Annotated in this window: 12 protein-coding genes and 1 riboswitch; of the genes, 4 read left to right on the top strand and 8 right to left on the bottom strand. The window is 70.3% G+C overall.

All coding sequences use genetic code 11. The features are described from left to right. The first annotated feature begins 388 nt into the window (after positions 1–388). Together ACIA1L_RS28170 and ACIA1L_RS28175 are read left to right on the top strand one after the other, a co-directional pair. On the top strand, positions 389–883 hold the full coding sequence (locus ACIA1L_RS28170; RefSeq protein WP_396076001.1) for a hypothetical protein: 495 nt from the start codon (positions 389–391) through the stop codon (positions 881–883). Positions 884–930: 47 nt separating this feature from the next. Further along, positions 931–3,786 (top strand): AAA family ATPase, encoded by a 2,856-nt coding sequence (locus ACIA1L_RS28175; protein WP_396076002.1) that lies wholly within the window; start codon positions 931–933, stop codon positions 3,784–3,786. 12 nt (positions 3,787–3,798) lie between these two features. On the opposite strand, the gene ACIA1L_RS28180 is transcribed toward ACIA1L_RS28175, so the two are convergent. From ACIA1L_RS28180 to ACIA1L_RS28215, 8 genes are all read right to left on the bottom strand, one after another. After that, complete coding sequence (locus tag ACIA1L_RS28180; protein WP_396076003.1) at positions 3,799–4,491, bottom strand: GNAT family N-acetyltransferase; 693 nt, start codon at positions 4,489–4,491, stop codon at positions 3,799–3,801. Between the two features lie 21 nt (positions 4,492–4,512). Beyond that, positions 4,513–4,851 (bottom strand): YnfA family protein, encoded by a 339-nt coding sequence (locus tag ACIA1L_RS28185; protein WP_396076004.1) that lies wholly within the window; start codon positions 4,849–4,851, stop codon positions 4,513–4,515. 81 nt (positions 4,852–4,932) lie between these two features. Then, entirely contained in the window at positions 4,933–7,170 is a 2,238-nt protein-coding gene (metE, locus tag ACIA1L_RS28190; RefSeq protein ID WP_396076005.1) for a 5-methyltetrahydropteroyltriglutamate--homocysteine S-methyltransferase, read from the bottom strand. A 121-nt stretch (positions 7,171–7,291) separates the two neighbouring features. Then, a riboswitch (cobalamin riboswitch) is annotated at positions 7,292–7,510 on the bottom strand. Positions 7,511–7,555: 45 nt separating this feature from the next. Then, positions 7,556–8,863 carry an aspartate aminotransferase family protein gene (locus ACIA1L_RS28195; protein ID WP_396076006.1) on the bottom strand — a complete coding sequence of 436 codons (1,308 nt, stop codon included), beginning with the start codon at positions 8,861–8,863 and terminating at the stop codon, positions 7,556–7,558. Then, the gene (locus ACIA1L_RS28200) at positions 8,860–9,582 is read right to left on the bottom strand and encodes a CoA-transferase subunit beta (RefSeq protein WP_396076007.1); all 723 of its coding nucleotides are present in this window, start codon (positions 9,580–9,582) and stop codon (positions 8,860–8,862) included. Before ACIA1L_RS28200 ends, ACIA1L_RS28195 begins: the two co-directional genes overlap by 4 nt. Then, positions 9,579–10,487, bottom strand: a complete 909-nt coding sequence (locus ACIA1L_RS28205; protein WP_396076008.1) for a CoA transferase subunit A — start codon at positions 10,485–10,487, stop codon at positions 9,579–9,581. Before ACIA1L_RS28205 ends, ACIA1L_RS28200 begins: the two co-directional genes overlap by 4 nt. Beyond that, positions 10,484–11,794, bottom strand: coding sequence for an aminotransferase class III-fold pyridoxal phosphate-dependent enzyme (locus ACIA1L_RS28210; protein WP_396076009.1), 1,311 nt, complete (start codon positions 11,792–11,794; stop codon positions 10,484–10,486). Before ACIA1L_RS28210 ends, ACIA1L_RS28205 begins: the two co-directional genes overlap by 4 nt. Then, positions 11,794–13,359 (bottom strand): aldehyde dehydrogenase family protein, encoded by a 1,566-nt coding sequence (locus ACIA1L_RS28215; protein ID WP_396076010.1) that lies wholly within the window; start codon positions 13,357–13,359, stop codon positions 11,794–11,796. Before ACIA1L_RS28215 ends, ACIA1L_RS28210 begins: the two co-directional genes overlap by 1 nt. A 196-nt stretch (positions 13,360–13,555) precedes the next feature. Here ACIA1L_RS28215 and ACIA1L_RS28220 point away from each other — a divergent pair, with 196 nt between their 5' ends. Both ACIA1L_RS28220 and ACIA1L_RS28225 read left to right on the top strand, forming a co-directional pair. Continuing rightward, positions 13,556–14,104, top strand: a complete 549-nt coding sequence (locus tag ACIA1L_RS28220; protein ID WP_396076011.1) for a hypothetical protein — start codon at positions 13,556–13,558, stop codon at positions 14,102–14,104. 100 nt (positions 14,105–14,204) lie between these two features. Continuing rightward, positions 14,205–16,583 (top strand): putative bifunctional diguanylate cyclase/phosphodiesterase, encoded by a 2,379-nt coding sequence (locus ACIA1L_RS28225; protein WP_396076012.1) that lies wholly within the window; start codon positions 14,205–14,207, stop codon positions 16,581–16,583. Positions 16,584–16,607: the final 24 nt, after the last annotated feature.

The following is a 16,607-nucleotide window of genomic DNA, read 5'->3' on the forward strand; positions in this document are numbered from 1 at the left end:
ACGTGCGTACACGGATGTCGGGGACGGGGCGATCCTGCACGATTCTGACTCGGCCGAGTGCAGAACGAAGGGCAGGACAGTGGGACAGCAGGAACCTGGGCGCTTGACGGACCGCGTACGGATGGGGCTGGTCGGATTGCTCGTGGCCGGTCTCACCGTGGGCGCTTCCTCTGGTTGCGCGGTGTTTCCGTCGCGGGACCGGAACGGGGGCGCGACGGATGCGCAGAGCCAGGAACCGGCCGCGGACTCAGCGCTCGGCGCGAACTCCGCCCCCTCGTCGGGCCAGCCAGAGCCCAGCGCGGATCCCGGGGCGAACACACTGGCTCCGTCTGCCGCGGATCTCCCGTCCGAGGGGCTGGGTACGGGGCGTATCGGACGTGCGGGCCTGGTGGAGATCCCAGCCGAGGACGCCGAAGCCCCCGGGCAGGACCTGCCGGACTATTACTCCTCCGCCCGCAATCCGGTCGGCGGTTACGCGGTCGGCGTGCCCACCTCCTTCGAGGCCTACGCAGTCGGCCCTACGACGTTCGTGGAGTCGAACGACACCATGATGGAGGCCAACTTCGAGGTGCACAGCTACGAGAGTGTGGACCCGTGGGCTCGGCTGACGCAGGACGAGAAGCTGTTCGCCGAGGAGCACGCCGAGGACCAGTACAAGAAGCTGAAGATGAACCAGCGCTGGACCTATCGCGGAAAGCCCGCCGTCATGTGGGAGTTCACCTGGACGCGCAACGGTGAGCGTACGCACGGTCGGCAGATCGCTTTCCGGGACGGCCCGCGCACCTACACCGTGCTCTACCGCAGTGATGACACCTGGTGGTTGGGCGGCGGTTCGCAGTTCCGGCTGCCCGAGTTCGAGCAGGCGTTCACGCCGCTGTCCTGAGCGATACCTCGGCCTGGTCCCCCGCCGGAGATCATCGACCTGCAACAATGACCACTGTGCAGGCGATGATCGGCCGGGACACGGAGTGGCGGACAGCGACCGACGCTGTGCGCCGCCTCGACGAGGGTGCCCAGGTGGTCGAGGTGGTCGGCGAACCGGGCATCGGCAAGACGCGGTTGCTCGCCGAGCTGGCCGCGTACGCCCGCGAGCAGAAGCTGCTGACGCTGACCGGCCGGGCCACCGAGTTCGAGTCCGAGATCCCGTATGCCCTGCTCACCGAAGCCCTTGACGATCACGTACGCCGGCATGACGAGGCGCTGCGGTCGCGGCTCGCCGAGGACGACGCACACCGTTTGGGCGACATCTTTGACGGGCTGCGCTCCCGACCGCAGCCGGCGGTGACGCCGGGTGACGCCGCCGAGCGTTACCGGGTGCTGCGCGCGCTCCGCCGGCTGCTGGAGAGCATCGCCGAACCGCAGGGTCTGGTGCTGATCCTCGACGACGTGCACTGGTGCGATCCGGCCACCACGGACCTCATCGACTACCTGGTGCGCCGGCCGCCCGCCGGCCCCGTGCTGCTGGTGCTCGCCTACCGGCCGGTGCAGACGCCGGCCAGGCTCCGTGCCGCGCTGGCCGCCGACCACACCGCGGGCCGAATTCATCACCGGCTGGTGCTGGGGCCGCTGACGGAAGCCGACGTGAGCAGACTTCTCGGCCCCGGCACCGATTCCCGGGACGCGGCACTGCTGTTCCGACTCAGCGCGGGCAACCCGCTGTACGTGGATGCGCTGCGGCGCTGCGGCACCACGGCTGACCGCGGGGCCCGTACGGCGGACGACCCGGCACCTGCGCTCGCGGCGCTGCCCGGGGAAGTGCGTGCCGCGCTCGGCGCGGAATGGGAGACGGTCGGACCGGACAGCCGGCTGCTGGCATCCGCCGCGGCTGTCGCCGGCGACGAGTACGAGCCCGTCCTGCTCGCCGAGGTCGCCGAGTTGCCGGCGGCGGCCGTGCTGCGCTGTCTCGACGAACTGGTCGGCCGCGACCTGTTCCACGTGGTGAGCGGCACCGGCCGTTTGCGCTTCCGGCATCCGCTGGTACGCCACGTCGTGTATGCGTCGACCGCTGCCGGGTGGCGCCTCGGGGCGCACGCGCGGGCAGCCGCGTACCTGGAACGGGTGGGTGCGCCGCCTCGCGCCCGCGCACACCACGTTGCCCGGTCGGCGGCGAGCGGTGATGCGCACGCGGCCGGCGTCCTCATCGCGGCTGCGCGGGCGGTTGGCGCCCAGGCACCTGCCACCGCTGCCGAATGGACGCAGGCCGCGCTGCGCCTGATACCCGGGGATACCGCCCGCGCAGGTTTGCCGCCGCGGGTGGCGCTGGTCACCTATGTGGCCGAGCGTCAGGCGGCGAGCGGCCATCTCGCCGAGGCACGGCAGACGATGGCGACGGTGCTCGAGGAACTGCTGCCTCCCGACGATCCCGCTCGGCCCGGCGCCCTCGCTTTCACCGGCGTGCTGATCCGGCTGCTGGGCCGGCCCGAGGAAGCCCAGGCGCTGCTCACCGCGGAGTTGGACCGCCGGCCCGGCGCCGACAGTCCCGATGTCCTGCTGCAGATCGCCACCTACGCCCTCATGCGGGGACAGCTGCGCACGGCCGACGAGCGGTTGTGCCAAGTCATCGCGCTCGTCCCGGACAGCACGGCAGCGTCGATCGCGCGGGCCATGCGACCGATCACCGGGTACGCGGACCGATCAGTGGAACCGCACGCCACGGCCACATCCCTGCTCGACACCATTGCCGACGACGACATCGCCCGCCAGCTCGACCTGTTCGCGTGGCTGTGCTGGACCGGCCTGGAGACCGAGGGACCGAGTGACTCGCTGCGCCGGCTCCTGCGCTGCCGCAGAGTGGCGGTGCAGGTCGGGCACAGCTTCGTCCAGCCCTACCTGCTCGCCATGCAAGCGTTGATGCAGGCCCGGCTGGGCCGCATCGCCGAGGCGATGCGTGCTGCCGAGGAAGCCACCGGCATCGCTCGGCTGCTGGGCGCCGCCGAACCGCTCGCGCTGGCCCTGCTGGCCCAGACCTGGCTGCACCGATGCGCCGGCGACTATCCCGCGGCGATCGCCACGGGCGAGCAGGCGGTCACCGCAGCGGCCGAAAGTCGCGGCTGGCTCGCTACCGCCCAGGCGATGCTGGCGTTCAGCCGGATCGCCGCCGACGATGTCCAACGCGGCGCGGCAGACCTGGTGGCAGCCGGCGGAGGGCCTGAGTTGGCGGCGCTCTACCCGCACAACCGGCTGATCGCGTGCACGGTGCTGAGCGAGATCGCCGCCAAGGTGGGAGCGCCGGAATCCGCCCGACACTGGGCGGACCTGGCCGCCCGCGTCGCCGACCCCCGCCATCAGCTCGGGCACGGTCTGGCGCTGCTGGCCGCGGTGTACCCCATCGCCGCCGCCGAGCCGCTGCGCGCCGCGGACCTCGCCGAGAAATCTGCGGCTCTGCTGACGGAGGCGGAGCTGCTCATGATGGCCGGTCGGGCGTGGATCGCGGCCACCCATCTGCGCCTGCGGGCCGGCGACCGGCCGGCAGCACTGAACAACCTGCGCCAGGCCGAGCATGTCACCAGCGGGACCGATTCCGCGGACCTGCACGCGACGGTCCGGCGACTGGTTCGGCGGCTCCGACCGGGCCGGGCGCCGGCCGCACCCGGCACCGCGGCGCTGACCCGACGCGAGAGCGAGATCGCGGTGTTGATCGCCGCAGGTCAGTCCAACGCCGAGATCGCCACCCAACTCTTCCTCAGCGTACGCACGGTCGAAACGCACGTGTCGCGGATCTACACGAAGCTGGGCGTGACCACCCGCGCCGCTGCCGTGAGCCGTCTGGCACGGGGAGATTCCTGAGATCGGCGCTGGTCAGGGCACGAGGTAGCCGTGGAATCGGACGGGTTTGCGGACGACGAAGCCGAGCTGTTCGTAGAGCCGGATGGCGCCGACGTTGGTGGCGGCGACATGCAGGAAGGGACGCTCGCCCCGAGCGACGATCTGGTGAACGGCAGCCCGGACCACGGCTGCGCCGAGTCCTTGTCCGCGGTATTGCGGCGCGGTGCAGACGGTGCTGATCTCCGACCAACCGGGTGGCCGTAACCGCTCGCCGGCCATGGCGACCAGGGTCCCGTTGTCGCGTACGCCGTGGCAGGTCCCCATCTCGATGGTCCGCGGCCAGAATGGTCCCGGCCGGGTGAGCTCGGTGAGCGTGAGCAGGTCGGGAACGTCGTTCGGTCCCAGTTTCTGCACCTTGACGTCGCCGCTGACCTGCGTCGGCTCGTCGGCGTAGATCAGCTGGAAACCGGCCAGGGTGAAAACCGGTTCCCAGTTCGCGGGCGGGGAAGCCGGCGCGCTGAACAGGTCCGCGAACTGACCGCTGCCGAGCAGCTGTGCGAGATCGTGCCAGTCCGCCGCGCTGGGTTCGGCGGGGATCGCGGCGAAGGTGGCGACCCCGGACAGGTATGTGCAGGCGTTGCCGACTCGGCGGGCGAGATGGGCGTGCTGGCCGTTCAGTGACTGCCCGACCGGGTCGTCCAGGACGGTGCTGGTGATGTCGGGCAAGGTGTGCTCTCTGGTCGAGGGTCAGGCGGTGGAGCGGGGGGCGTACATGATGATCGTGACGCCGGCTAGGCAGATCAGCGCGCCGAGGATATCCCAGCGGTCGGGGCGGAACTTGTCCACGATCATGGCCCAGGCGAGGGACCCGGCGACGAACACTCCGCCGTAGGCGGCGAGGATGCGGCCGAAGTTCGCGTCGGGCTGGAAGGCGGCGACGAAGCCGTACAGGCCGAGGGAGACGACCCCGGCGGCGATCCACCACAGCCCGCGGTGCTCGCGCCAGCCCTGCCAGATCAGCCAGGCTCCGCCGATCTCGAACAGGGCGGCGACGGCGAAGAGCAGGATGGAACGGGCGACGATCATGCCGAGACGGTACCCGTGATCAATGGGGGCCGGGTGGGCTCCAGGCTTGCCGAAGCGAAGCCCACCCGGCGGAAAGCTGACTCAGCGGGCGCGGAACTGGGCCGCGGCTGCGACAAGATGGCGCAGGGACTCCTCGACTTCGGCGTACCCGCGGGTCTTCAGGCCGCAGTCGGGATTGATCCACAGCCGTGGGGCGGGAACGGCAGCGACGGCTCGCTCCACGGACAACGCGACTTCCTCGAGCGACGGCACCCGCGGCGAGTGGATGTCCCACACGCCTGGCCCGACGCCGCGCTGGTAGCCGATCGCCGCGAGGTCGTCCAAGACTTCCATCTTGGAGCGGGACGCCTCGATGCTCGTGACATCCGCGTCGAGGGCGTCGATCGCCGTGATGACCTCGCCGAACTCGGAGTAGCACAGGTGGGTGTGAATCTGCGTGTCGTCGGCGACCCCGCTGGTGGCGAGGCGGAACGCGCCGACCGCCCAGTCCAGGTAGGCCGGCTGATCGGCCGTGCGCAGGGGCAGCGTCTCGCGCAGCGCCGGCTCGTCGACCTGAATGACCGTGATGCCTGCCGCCTCCAGGTCACGACATTCGTCACGCAAGGCGAGGGCGACCTGGTCTGCGGTTGCGGACCGTGGTTGATCCGTACGCACAAACGACCAGGCCAGAATCGTGACCGGACCGGTCAGCATGCCCTTCACGGGTTTCAGGGTCAGCGACTGGGCGTAGGTCGACCATTCCACGGTCATCGGTGCCTTGCGGGCGACGTCGCCGTAGATGATCGGCGGCCGCACGCAGCGGGAGCCGTAGGACTGGACCCAGCCGTGGTCGGTGGCGGCGAACCCGTCGAGCTGTTCGCCGAAGTACTGCACCATGTCGTTGCGCTCGGGTTCGCCGTGGACGAGCACGTCGAGGCCCAGTTTCTCCTGGAGGCGGATGACGTGGGCGACTTCGGCGCGCATCCGCTCGGCGTAGCCGGCCGCATCGAGGGTGCCGGCCCGCAGGTCGGCGCGGGCGCGACGCAGGTCGGTGGTCTGCGGGAAGGAACCGATGGTGGTCGTGGGCAACGGCGGCAGATTGAGCCGGGATTGCTGGGCGACGGCCCGCTGGGCGTAGGCGCCGCGCTGCCGGTCGGCTGGGGTGAGGGCGGCGAGTCGCGACCGCACGTCGTAGTCGGTCCAGGCGGCCGGGACCGGCGGGAGCGACTCGGGCAGGTGTGCGGTGCCGTCCCGCAGCGCCGTGCCCAGCAGCACCACCTCGTCGACCTTCTGCCGGGCGAAGGCGAGCCGGGCGAACAAACCCGGGTCGAGGCGCTTCTCCGCCGACAGGTCGACCGGGACGTGCAGCAGGGAGCACGAGGTGGACACGGCAACGTGGTCGGCGAGCCCGGTGACAGTGGCCCCGGTGGCGACGGCCTGCCGCAGGTCGGTGGCCCAGATGTTGTGGCCGTCGACCAGGCCGGCGACGATGGTCTTGCCGTGCAGCGGGCCGGCGGCGGCAAGCCGCCGCAGGTTGCCCATGCCCGCGACGAGGTCGAGACCGACGGCCTCGACCGGGGTGTCGAGCAGGGCGGGCAGGGCGTCCCCCAGCTCACCGAAGTACGTGGCGACGAAGATCCGCGGCCGGTGCTCCACCTCACCGAGGCGGGTGTACGCAGCCCGCAGCGCTTCGATCTCGGTTGCGGTGCGGTCACCGACATAGGCGGGCTCGTCCAGCTGCACCCACGCAACGCCCGCCGCAGCCAGAGTGGTCAAGATCTGCGCGTAGACCTCGACGAGGTCGTTCAGCCGGGCGAATGGGTCGGCACCCTTGGCGAGCAGCAGGAACGTGGCCGGTCCGACCAAGACCGGCCGGGTGTCGATGCCCAACGCGTGGGCTTCCGCGTACTCCTGCAGCGCCTTGGCCGGGTTCGCCGAGAAAACAGTGTCCGGGTCGATCTCGGGAACCAGGTAGTGGTAGTTGGTGTCGAACCACTTGGTCAGCTCGAGCGCCGGTTCAGCGTCCACGCCCCGCGCCATCGCGAAATAGGTGTCCAGGTCGGACAGGCCGAGCCGCGCGAACCGCTGCGGCACGGCGCCGACAGCGACGGCGGTGTCGAGGACGTGGTCGTAGTAGGAGAACGTGTTGGACGGGATCGCGTCGAGGCGGGCGTTGCGCAACATCTGCCACACCTCGGACCGCAGCCCGGCCGCGGTGGCTTCCAGCTCAGCGGCGTCGATCTTGCCAGCCCAGTAGGCCTCGACGGCCTGCTTCAACTCGCGGTTCGCGCCGATCCGCGGATAGCCGAGTACGGTGCTCTGCCCGAAGGTACTGCTCACCGGGGGGTCCTTCCCTCGAAGTGCCCGGCAGAACCCGAGAAGCACAAAGGGAAGGCGGGCACGGTGGAGTGCCCAGGCTTCCGCTCTGGCCCTCCCGAGAGGCCGCCGGCGGCGCACACCGGTCGGCGTACGCAGCACTGGCAGGTCTTCGGACTTGCGGGCATGACCATCACGGTCGCCTACTGGCCGTCGCTTCCCAGGCGCCGATGGCGGCACCCAGTGCTTCATGACGGCGGTCGTTCCCACTCACCGCTGCGGGGCAGTCCCGGTCTTGCACCGGGTTCCCTCTTACGACGCCCGCTCTGTCAGGAACGGGCGAACCAGCACCGTCAGCCATCCTACGGACATCCCTGGCGGACGGGCCAGGGATGTCCGGGTGCACGCGTCAACCAGCCGACACGACGCTCACGATCGCGGCTGCGGTGCCGGTGGCGATTTCCTCGATCTCGGCGGTGGTGGTGGTCAGAGGCGGACCGAGCAGGATGAGATCGCCGTTCACGCCGTCAGCGCAGCCGGTGCCGGCGTACAGCAGCAGCCCGGCCTCCCGGGCCGCGGCCAGGACCCGCTCGGTGATCTTCTCGGCGCGGTCGAACGGTGCTTTGGTGTCGGGGTCGGCGACGATCTCGACGCCGACGAGCAGGCCACGACCACGGATGTCGCCGACGTGCGCACAGTCGGCCAGCCCGGCGTGCAGCGTGTCGCGCAGCAACTCCCCCGACTTGTGACTGGCGGTGACCAGGTCCCGGTCGTGCATGATTTTGAGTACGGCACGGCCGGTGGCGGCGCCGACCAGGTGGTGCGAGTACGTGAAGCCGTGCGTGAAACCGGTCTCCGCGATCGTGTCGTGCACGCGTCCCGAGGCGACGGCGAGGCCCAGCGGCCAGTAGCCGGACGCTGCGCCCTTGGCGGACACGAGGATGTCGGGGCGCACCCCCCAGTGGTCGACGCCGAACCAGGTGCCGGTGCGGCCGAATCCGGTCATGACCTCGTCGGCGATGAGCAGCACGCCGTAGCGGCGGCACACCTCGGCCACGGCCGGCCAGTAGTCATCGGGCGGCACGCAGGCGCCCAGCGCAGCGCCCGCGATGGGTTCGGCGATGAACGCCGCCACCGGCTGCGCCTCGAACAGCTCGGCCAGCGCCGCCGCATGCCGGGCGCCGCAGCCCACCGGGTGGGTGTCCGGAAAAGCACACCGATATTCGTACGGTGTGGACGTCTGCGTGGCGTGCCCGAGCCACGGCAGGTACGGCTTGCGCAGCGACGCCCGCCCGGATGCGTCCAGAGCCCCGCGCGAGTTGCCGTGGTACGACCCGACCCGGCTGACGATGGCGTGCCGGTCCTCGCCGCGGGCCAGGTGGTAAGCGCGAGCCATTTTGAACGCGGTCTCCACCGCCTCGCTGCCGCCGGAGACCGGGAAGATCTTCGGGTCGTCCAGGGGCAGCACGGCCGCGAGGTCGTCGGCGTACGCCTCGAGGACGTCGGCGCGGAACACCGAGCCGTGCGCGTAGGCGACGGCGTGGGCCTGCTCGGACTGGGCGTCCAGCACCGCGGCCTCGCCGTGGCCGACGCCCACCACGATGGCACCGCCGGCGGCGTCGAGGTAACGCTTGCCGGCGGTGTCCCACATCTGCGTGCCCAGCGCCGAGCCGATCCGCGGTGCGTCCTCGGCCACCCGGCCGAACACGTGACTCATTTCAGGTACGCGCCTTCCGGGTCGAGTTCCTCGCGCAGCAACCTCAGCTCTTCGTCGCTCGGCGCCTCGGTGGTGGCGAGATCGTCAGCGACCTCGACCTCCCAGCCGGTGGCCTCCCGCACGTCGTCCACCGAGATGCCGGGGTGCACGCCGGTGAGCACGAGCCGCCGCTCGGCGCCCTCCCCGGTCATCGTGTAGACACCGAGGTCGGTGATGACCTTCGACAGCCGCCGGCCGGAGCTGGTCCGGAAGTCGATCTTCTGCACGAAGGATCGCTTCGACTGCCGCATGAGGACCATGACCTCGCCGGCGTTCTGCGCGATCTCGCAGGCGCCACCGGACCCGGGGAGCCGGATCTTCGGGTGGGCGTAGTCACCGATCACCGTGGTGTTGATGTTGCCGTGCCGGTCGAGCTGGGCCGCCCCGAGGAAGCCCAGGTCGACCAGCCCGGCCTGCAGGTAGTACTGGAAGAGCTCCACCATGCTCATCACCATGTCGGAGCCGGTGACCAGGCACGGGTCGCCGATGGACAGCGGCAGCCGGGCGGGCCGGGCGCCGTAGACGCCCGACTCGTAGATCAGCTGCATGCCCGGGTTGACCGTGCGCTGGGCCAGGTTGACCGCGATGTTCGGCAGCCCGATGCCGACGAAGCAGACGTTCTGCCCGGCCATCGCCCGGGCACCCGCGACGACCATCATTTCGGTACGGGTGTAGCTCATCGGTACGCTCCGTAGTCCACCGAGCCGGACGGCGCCGGTTCGGGTGTGAGGTCGTCGAAGTAGTGCTCGCCCAGCTTGGCCAGGTACTCCGAGTGGTCCTTGGTGCCGTGCACCCACTCGTCCAGCCAGGCCGTGAGCGCGGCCTCGTCCTTGCTGATCCGCTCCCAGTCGCGGTAGAAGCGGTTGTCGCGGTCGTAGTAGCCCTGGGCGTACGAGGGGTGGGCGCCGCGCGGGCAGTGCACCACCGCGTCCACCTTCATGGCCGGCACGACGACCCGGTTGGGGTCGGCACGGATCACCGACTCCTCGACGACTTCTTCCACCACGACGATGACCCGCTTGGACGCGAAGGCGACCTCCTTCTGGCAGCCCAACAGGCCCCAGATCTGGGTGTTGCCGTTCGCGTCCGCCCGCTGGGCGTGGATGATCGCCACGTCCGGCTTGAGCGGCGGCACCGCGTAGAGCGTCTCCCCGTCGTCGAACGGCGAGGTGATCGGCTTGATGTTCGGGTTGACCTCGGGCAGGTCGCAGTCGGCGAAGGTGCGCAGCGGGTAGAACGGCAGGTTCGCCGCGCCCGCCGTGTACCGGCCGACCATGCCGAAGTGGCTGTACTCCTCGATCTCCAGTCCGGGCCCCTCGACCAGGCGCCGGACCGCGTGCAGCGATCCGACGCCCGGGTTGCCGAGCCAGGAGAAGATCAGTTTCGAGGCGACACCCGCGCCGATCATCTGGTCGTAGATGACGTCCGGGGTGAGCCGGCACAGCGTCAGATCCCGCTTACGCTGCCGGATGATCTCGTGCCCGGCCGCGAAGGAGATCAGGTGGGTGAAGCCCTCGATCGCCACGGTGTCGCCGTCGCGGACCAGAGATCCGATGGCGTCGGCCATCGTGGCGAGCTTGCTCATGCGCTCGCCTGGCCCGCAACCTCCGCCACAGCCTCACCGAAGAGCCGCAGACCGGTCTCGGCCTGCTCGCGGGTGAGGACCAACGGCGGCGACATGCGTACGGCGTTGACGCCGGCTTCGAGGACCAGCAGGCCCCGCCGGAACGCGGCGTCCTGAACCCGCTCGGCGATCGCGCCGGTCGGGAACTCCACGCCGATCATCAGCGCGACACCGCGGACGTCGATGACGGTCTCCGGGAACTTCTTCTGCAGCTCCCGCAGGCCGGCGAGCAGGAAGTCGCCCTGCTTCGTGGCGTTGTCCAGCAGGTTCTCCTCCTGGATGACCTTCATGGTCGCGATGCCCGCGGCGCACGGCACCGGGCTGCCACCGTACGTCGAGCCGTGCGCGCCGGCGCCCCACTTCTCCATCAGCTCGGCGCGGGCCATGAAGGCGCCCAGCGGCAAGCCGGAGGCGATGCCCTTGGCGCTGATCAGGATGTCGGGCTTGACGCCGGTGTGCTCGATCGCCCACATCTTGCCGGTACGGCCCATGCCGGACTGCACCTCGTCGGCGACCAGCAGGATGCCGTGCTTGTCGCAGATCTCGCGCAGCCGGGCCAGCCAGCCGGCGGGCGGCACGATGAAGCCACCCTCACCCTGGATCGGCTCGACGAAGATCGCGGCGACCTCGGTCGGCTCGACCTGGTGCGCGAACAGCACGTCCTCGATGTAGTCCAGCGACGCCGGGGCGTACGGGGCGTGCAGCACGCCGGGCAGCAGCGGACCGAAGCCCTTGTGGTACTTGGACTTCGAGCCGGTCAGCGTCATCGCGCCGTAGGTGCGGCCGTGGAACGAGCCGAAGAAGCTGATGACGTACTGGCGGCCGGTCGCGTAGCGCGACAGCTTGAGCGCGCCTTCGACGGCCTCGGCACCGGAGTTGGTGAGGAAGACGCGGACCTTGCCGTCCATCGGCGCGGTCGCGGCCAGGGTCTCGCACATCTGGCTGTAGACCGGCAGGTAGAAGTCGCTGGCCGAGTAGTGCAGCAGGTTCTCGGCCTGCTCCTTGACCGCGGCGACGACCGTCGGGTGGGCGTGGCCGGTCGAGTTGACGGCGATGCCCGCGTTGAAGTCGAGGAACAGGTTGCCGTCGACGTCCTCGATGACGCTGCCGTAGCCACGGCGCGGGGCGATGGCGTAGGCACGCGGCAGCGACGGGCTCGTGATGGCCGTGTCACGGTCCAGCACGGCCTTGGCCTCGGGGCCGGGCACGTCGGTGACGAGGTCCGGCTGCGGGCGCTTCGGGTCGAACCAGGAAGGAGCTGCGGTCATCAGGACACCACCGTTTGAGATTGTTCGCGGAGATACTGCTGGACGTAGTAGGGACCGCCGCCGGCTTTGCCGGAGCTGCCCGAGCCCTTCCAACCACCGAAGGGCTGCACACCCGGCCACGCGCCCGTGGTGGCGCCGGCCGGACGGTTGACATAGACGACACCGGCTTCGATGCGGTCGAGGAACAGCGCGACCTCGGTGTCGTCGGTGGAGAAGAAACCGGCGGTCAGACCGAGCGGCAGGGCGTTGGCGAGCGCGATGCCCTCTTCGATCGAATCGACCGGCGCGACCGCGACGAACGGTACGAACAGTTCACGGGAGAACAGCTCGTCGTCGAGCGCCACATCGGCGACCACGGTCGGTGCCAGGTAGTGACCCTGGGGGCGGCCGTCCTTGCCGGCGAGCTCCTCGCCGCCGGTGACGACCCGGCCGACCTTGCCGGCGTGGGCGACAGCGTCGCGGTAGCGCTGCACCGCGGCGGCGTCGATGACCGGGCCGAGGTAGGCATCGCGGGTCAGCGGGTCGCCGACAACCAGCGAGTCGGCGCGCTCGGCAAGCCGGGTCACGAACTCGTCATAGTGCTCGCGGGCGACGTAGACCCGGGAGCAGGCCGAGCACTTCTGCCCGGAAAGGCCGAATGCGGAGCGGGCCACGCCGCTCACCGCGCGCTCCAGGTCAGCCTTCGCGGAGATGATCGTGGCGTTCTTGCCGCCCATCTCGGCGATGACCGGCTTCGGGTACGCCCGAGTAAAGTCCCGAATGACCGACATGCCGGTTTCGTACGAGCCGGTGAAGGTCAGTCCCGCCACCTCGTCGTGCGCCACCAGGGCACGGCCGGGGCCATCACCGCCGGACACGAAGTTCGCGGCGCCGGTGGGCAGGCCGGCGTCGGTGAGGCACTCGAAGAACTTCCACGCCGAGAACGTGCCCTGCAGGCTCGGCTTGAGCACGACCGTGTTACCGGCGACCAGGGCCGCACCGACCGGGCCGGCGGCCAACGCCATCGGGAAGTTGAACGGGCTGATCACGCCCCACACGCCATGCGGCTTGAGGATGCTGCGAGTCGACTCCTTCGGCGCGATCGTCGCCATCGGCTTGTCGAAACCGTCGTGCTGCTCGTAGCTGTCGCAGTAGTAGCGGATCAGATCCGCCGACTCCTCGACGTCACCCAACGCCTCGAGGCGGTTCTTGCCCACCTCCATGGTCATCAGCGCGGCCAGCTCGTTCGACCGCTCGCTGATCAGGTCGGCGGCCCGGCGCAGCAGCGCGACCCGCTCCTGCCACGGCGTCGCCGACCAGGCCGGGAACACGGCCCGAGCGGCACCCACCGCGTCGTCGACGTCGGCGTCGGTAGCGGCGGTGACGGTCGCCAGCTTCAGCGTGGTGTCGTTCGGGCTGAAAATCTCCGCCGGGTCGACACCGGCGCGCGCGGCGCCGTCGACGAACGGCGTCAGCTCCGCACCGAGCCAGCCGCGAGCCTGGGCGGCCCCGGCGTCGTACGCCTGGTGCAGCTCTTCGTTGTCCGCGGACAAGGTCGCATAAGTGACCCGGAAGCGCTCGGCCACGGGGAACTCTCCTGTCGGCAAGGGCGCAGGGGTGGAAAAACCGCTGCTAGGTGTGGGTATCGCAGAAAAATCTACTGGATGGGTGGCTGGCGCCACAAGAAGTTCGTGCGCACTACCGGTTTGCCCCCTTTTTCGATTCCCGCCAGATCGTGCCAACTCCGCACGCGTTGATCAGTAGGTGAGCAGTGAGCTTGGCGTGCGAACGCAGCAGCAGGTGCCGCCATCGAAAGCGTACGAAGGACGTGCCGCGGCCGCAGCCGTTGTGGCCGTACATGTGTCCGCTGCCGGGTGGGTGATGTCCCGAGGCGCAGCTCCGGTGGGTGAAGTCGCCGCCCTGCTGCAGGACAACCCCGCCGTCGTGATCACCACCGCCGCGGCGGTGGGGCTCATCGGAGCGGGAGTGTTCATCGTTGACGACCCGGCATCATGGCGGGAACCGACAAAGGGATGGCGCAGCTTGCTACCGGCCCGGCCGTGGTACGTCGCGATCGGCATCCTCGTGGCCCTGCTGATGCCCGCCGTCTGGGGCGCCGGGCGCCCAGGACCCGGCATAACGGCGCCGGGGCTCGTCGCACTGCTGTCTCTGCTGCCCTGGGGCGTCGGTCTGGCCGCCATCGGATGGCTCCGCGGCCGGGCAGGGCTCGTCGCCGGGTTGACAGTGGCACTGTCCGCTGCGGTGTTCGTGATGTTCTTCGTCGTGGTTCACGCGGTGGCGCTCGCCACGACCTCGCCGACCGGCGACTGAGCGCAGACAGCGAACGCTACTCATCCTCAGCCTCGCCCGCACCCGGCCTGCAACCGACGCCGCGTATCCATGGGGTTGACCGGGGGAAGGGACGGACGACATGGTGTCGACCACTGCGGCCGAGACGGGGCCGGCCGGGCTCCGCCGGTACGCCTGGCGGTACGTGAGCGGTGTCGGCGGCCTCGCCGTGCTGGTCGGCCCGTTCCTGCCCTGGGGCGCCACGCAGGCGCTGTACGGCGCGGTCGGCATCGCCTCCATCGCGGTAGCCATCTTCGGCATTCGGCTGCACCGGCCCGCGCTGGCCCGGCCGTGGTGGTTGCTGGTCAGCGCGGTGCTGATGGCTACCGCCGCCAACGTGTACTGGACGGTGGAGTTCGCGGTCACCGGGCAGCGGATCCCGTTCGGGTCGGTGGGCGACCTGATCTACCTCAGCGCGTATCCCTTGTTGATCGCCTCACTGTGGACGATGGCCGGCAAGCGGACGCGGCGCAGTGGCATGTTGGACGCCGCCATCGTCACCAGCGGGGTGGCGGTGTTGATGTGGACGTTGGTCATCGACGGCTTCCTGGACGGAAGCCCGCTGAGCGCCGCTCGGCTGGCGGTGGCGATGGCGTTCCCCATCTTTGACCTGGCGGTCGTGACGGTCGCCGGCCGGCTGTTGTTCACCGGGTCCACTCCCCCGATGGCGCATCTGTTGGCCGCTGCGATGTCCGGCCTGCTGACCGTGGCCGACCTGGTGCATTTCGCGCATGTCGTCGGCAGCGTCACCGGGCAGGTCGCCCACAACCCCGTATCCTCCGCCGGCTGGCTTCTCGGGCTGGTCGTCGCGGGTACCGCCGCCATGCACCCGTCGATCGCCCGCCCCACCGACGCTGGCCCGCTGCGGCTACGCCTGAGCGCCGGCGTGCAGCCTACGGTGCAGATCGTGCTCGCTCTGCTGGGCCCGGCCGTCACCGCGGCCTCGTTGCTCGACGAGTTGATCGCCGGGCAGGCGGAGCTGGCGGACATCCTGGTCCCGCTGACCGCAACCGCAGCCATGTCGACGTTGCTGGTGATCCGGCAGCAACAGTTCGCCCGGGCAGCCACCGCCCGCGCACTTGCCTTCGCCGCCCAGGCCGAGGAACTCGCTGCCGCTCTGGCGGAACAGCGCGCGTTGCAGGACCGGCTGAGCCACCAGACCTTGCACGACCCGCTCACCGGCCTCGCCAACCGGCTGCTGCTGCAGGAGCGGCTCGGCCATGCCCTGGCCCGGCGGACCGGCGGCGCGCACGGCCTGTTGCTGCTCGACCTGGACGGCTTCAAGGACGTCAACGAGACCCTCGGCCACCCGGTCGGCGACGAGCTCCTCATCGCGGTCGCCGCGCGGCTGGGCACGCTGCTGTCCGAGGGTGACACGTTGGCCCGACTCGGCGGCGACGAGTTCGTCATCATGCTGGAGGAGACGACACCCGAGCGTACGGTCGCCGTCGCCACCGCCGTGCTGGAGTCGATCCGCCAGCCGTTCGAGGTCGACGGCGCGGAGCTGTCGCTGACCACCAGCATCGGCCTGCACACGGTCCGGGCACCGGCGACGGTCGCCGACTCGCTGCGGGACGCCGACCTGGCGTTGTACGCCGCCAAGGGCGCCGGCAAGAATCAGGTCGCCGTCTACACCGACCGGCTGCTCAGCGAGCGCCAGGACTACGCCCAGACGGTGGCGGGGCTGCGCCGCGCGCTGCGGGACAACGAGTTCGTGCTGCACTACCAGCCGCTGGTGGACCTGGCGACCGGGACCGTCCGCGGAGTCGAGGCGCTGCTGCGCTGGACTCCGCCGGGTGGCCGACCGGTGCCGCCGGACGCGTTCATCCCGATCGCGGAGCAGAGCGGGCTGATCGGGGCCATCGGAGACTGGGTGCTGCGCCAAGCCTGCACCGAAGCACTGCCCTGGTTCGAGCGCCACGGCACCACGGTGTCGGTCAACGTGGCCGGTCCGCAGCTTCGCGATCCCGGATTCCCGGCGACCGTTCGGCGGGTGCTGCACGACACCGGGCTGCCGGCGCACGCGCTGACCATCGAGATCACCGAGACCGATCTGGTTGCTTCCACGACGGCGGAGGCCGATGAGGTTGTCGCCCGGCTGGTCGAGATCCGCGGGTGGGGCGTCCGGGTGGCGATCGACGACTTCGGCACGGGCTATTCGTCGCTGTCCTACCTGCGGCAGCTGCCGGTCGACATTCTGAAGATCGACCGCGCGTTCATTCCGCCGGACCGCGGCGACGCGGGTGCCCGGGCCGATGATCTGACGCTCACCCGGGCGATCGTGGACCTGGGCGCCAGCCTGCGGCTGACCACGGTGGCTGAGGGCGTGGAAACCGCCGCCCAGGCCGACGTGCTGCGCGATCTGCAGTGCTCGTTGGTGCAGGGCTTCCACTTCTATCGGCCGATGCCCGCCGCGGACCTCGCGGCGATGCTCACCGAACCGGTCGCGGTGGCGGCCTGAGCGGACGCGCCCGGCGCGGGAAAG

It is taken from the genome of Actinoplanes sp. NPDC051859 (assembly GCF_044452725.1).
In the GTDB taxonomy this organism is placed as follows: domain Bacteria; phylum Actinomycetota; class Actinomycetes; order Mycobacteriales; family Micromonosporaceae; genus Actinoplanes.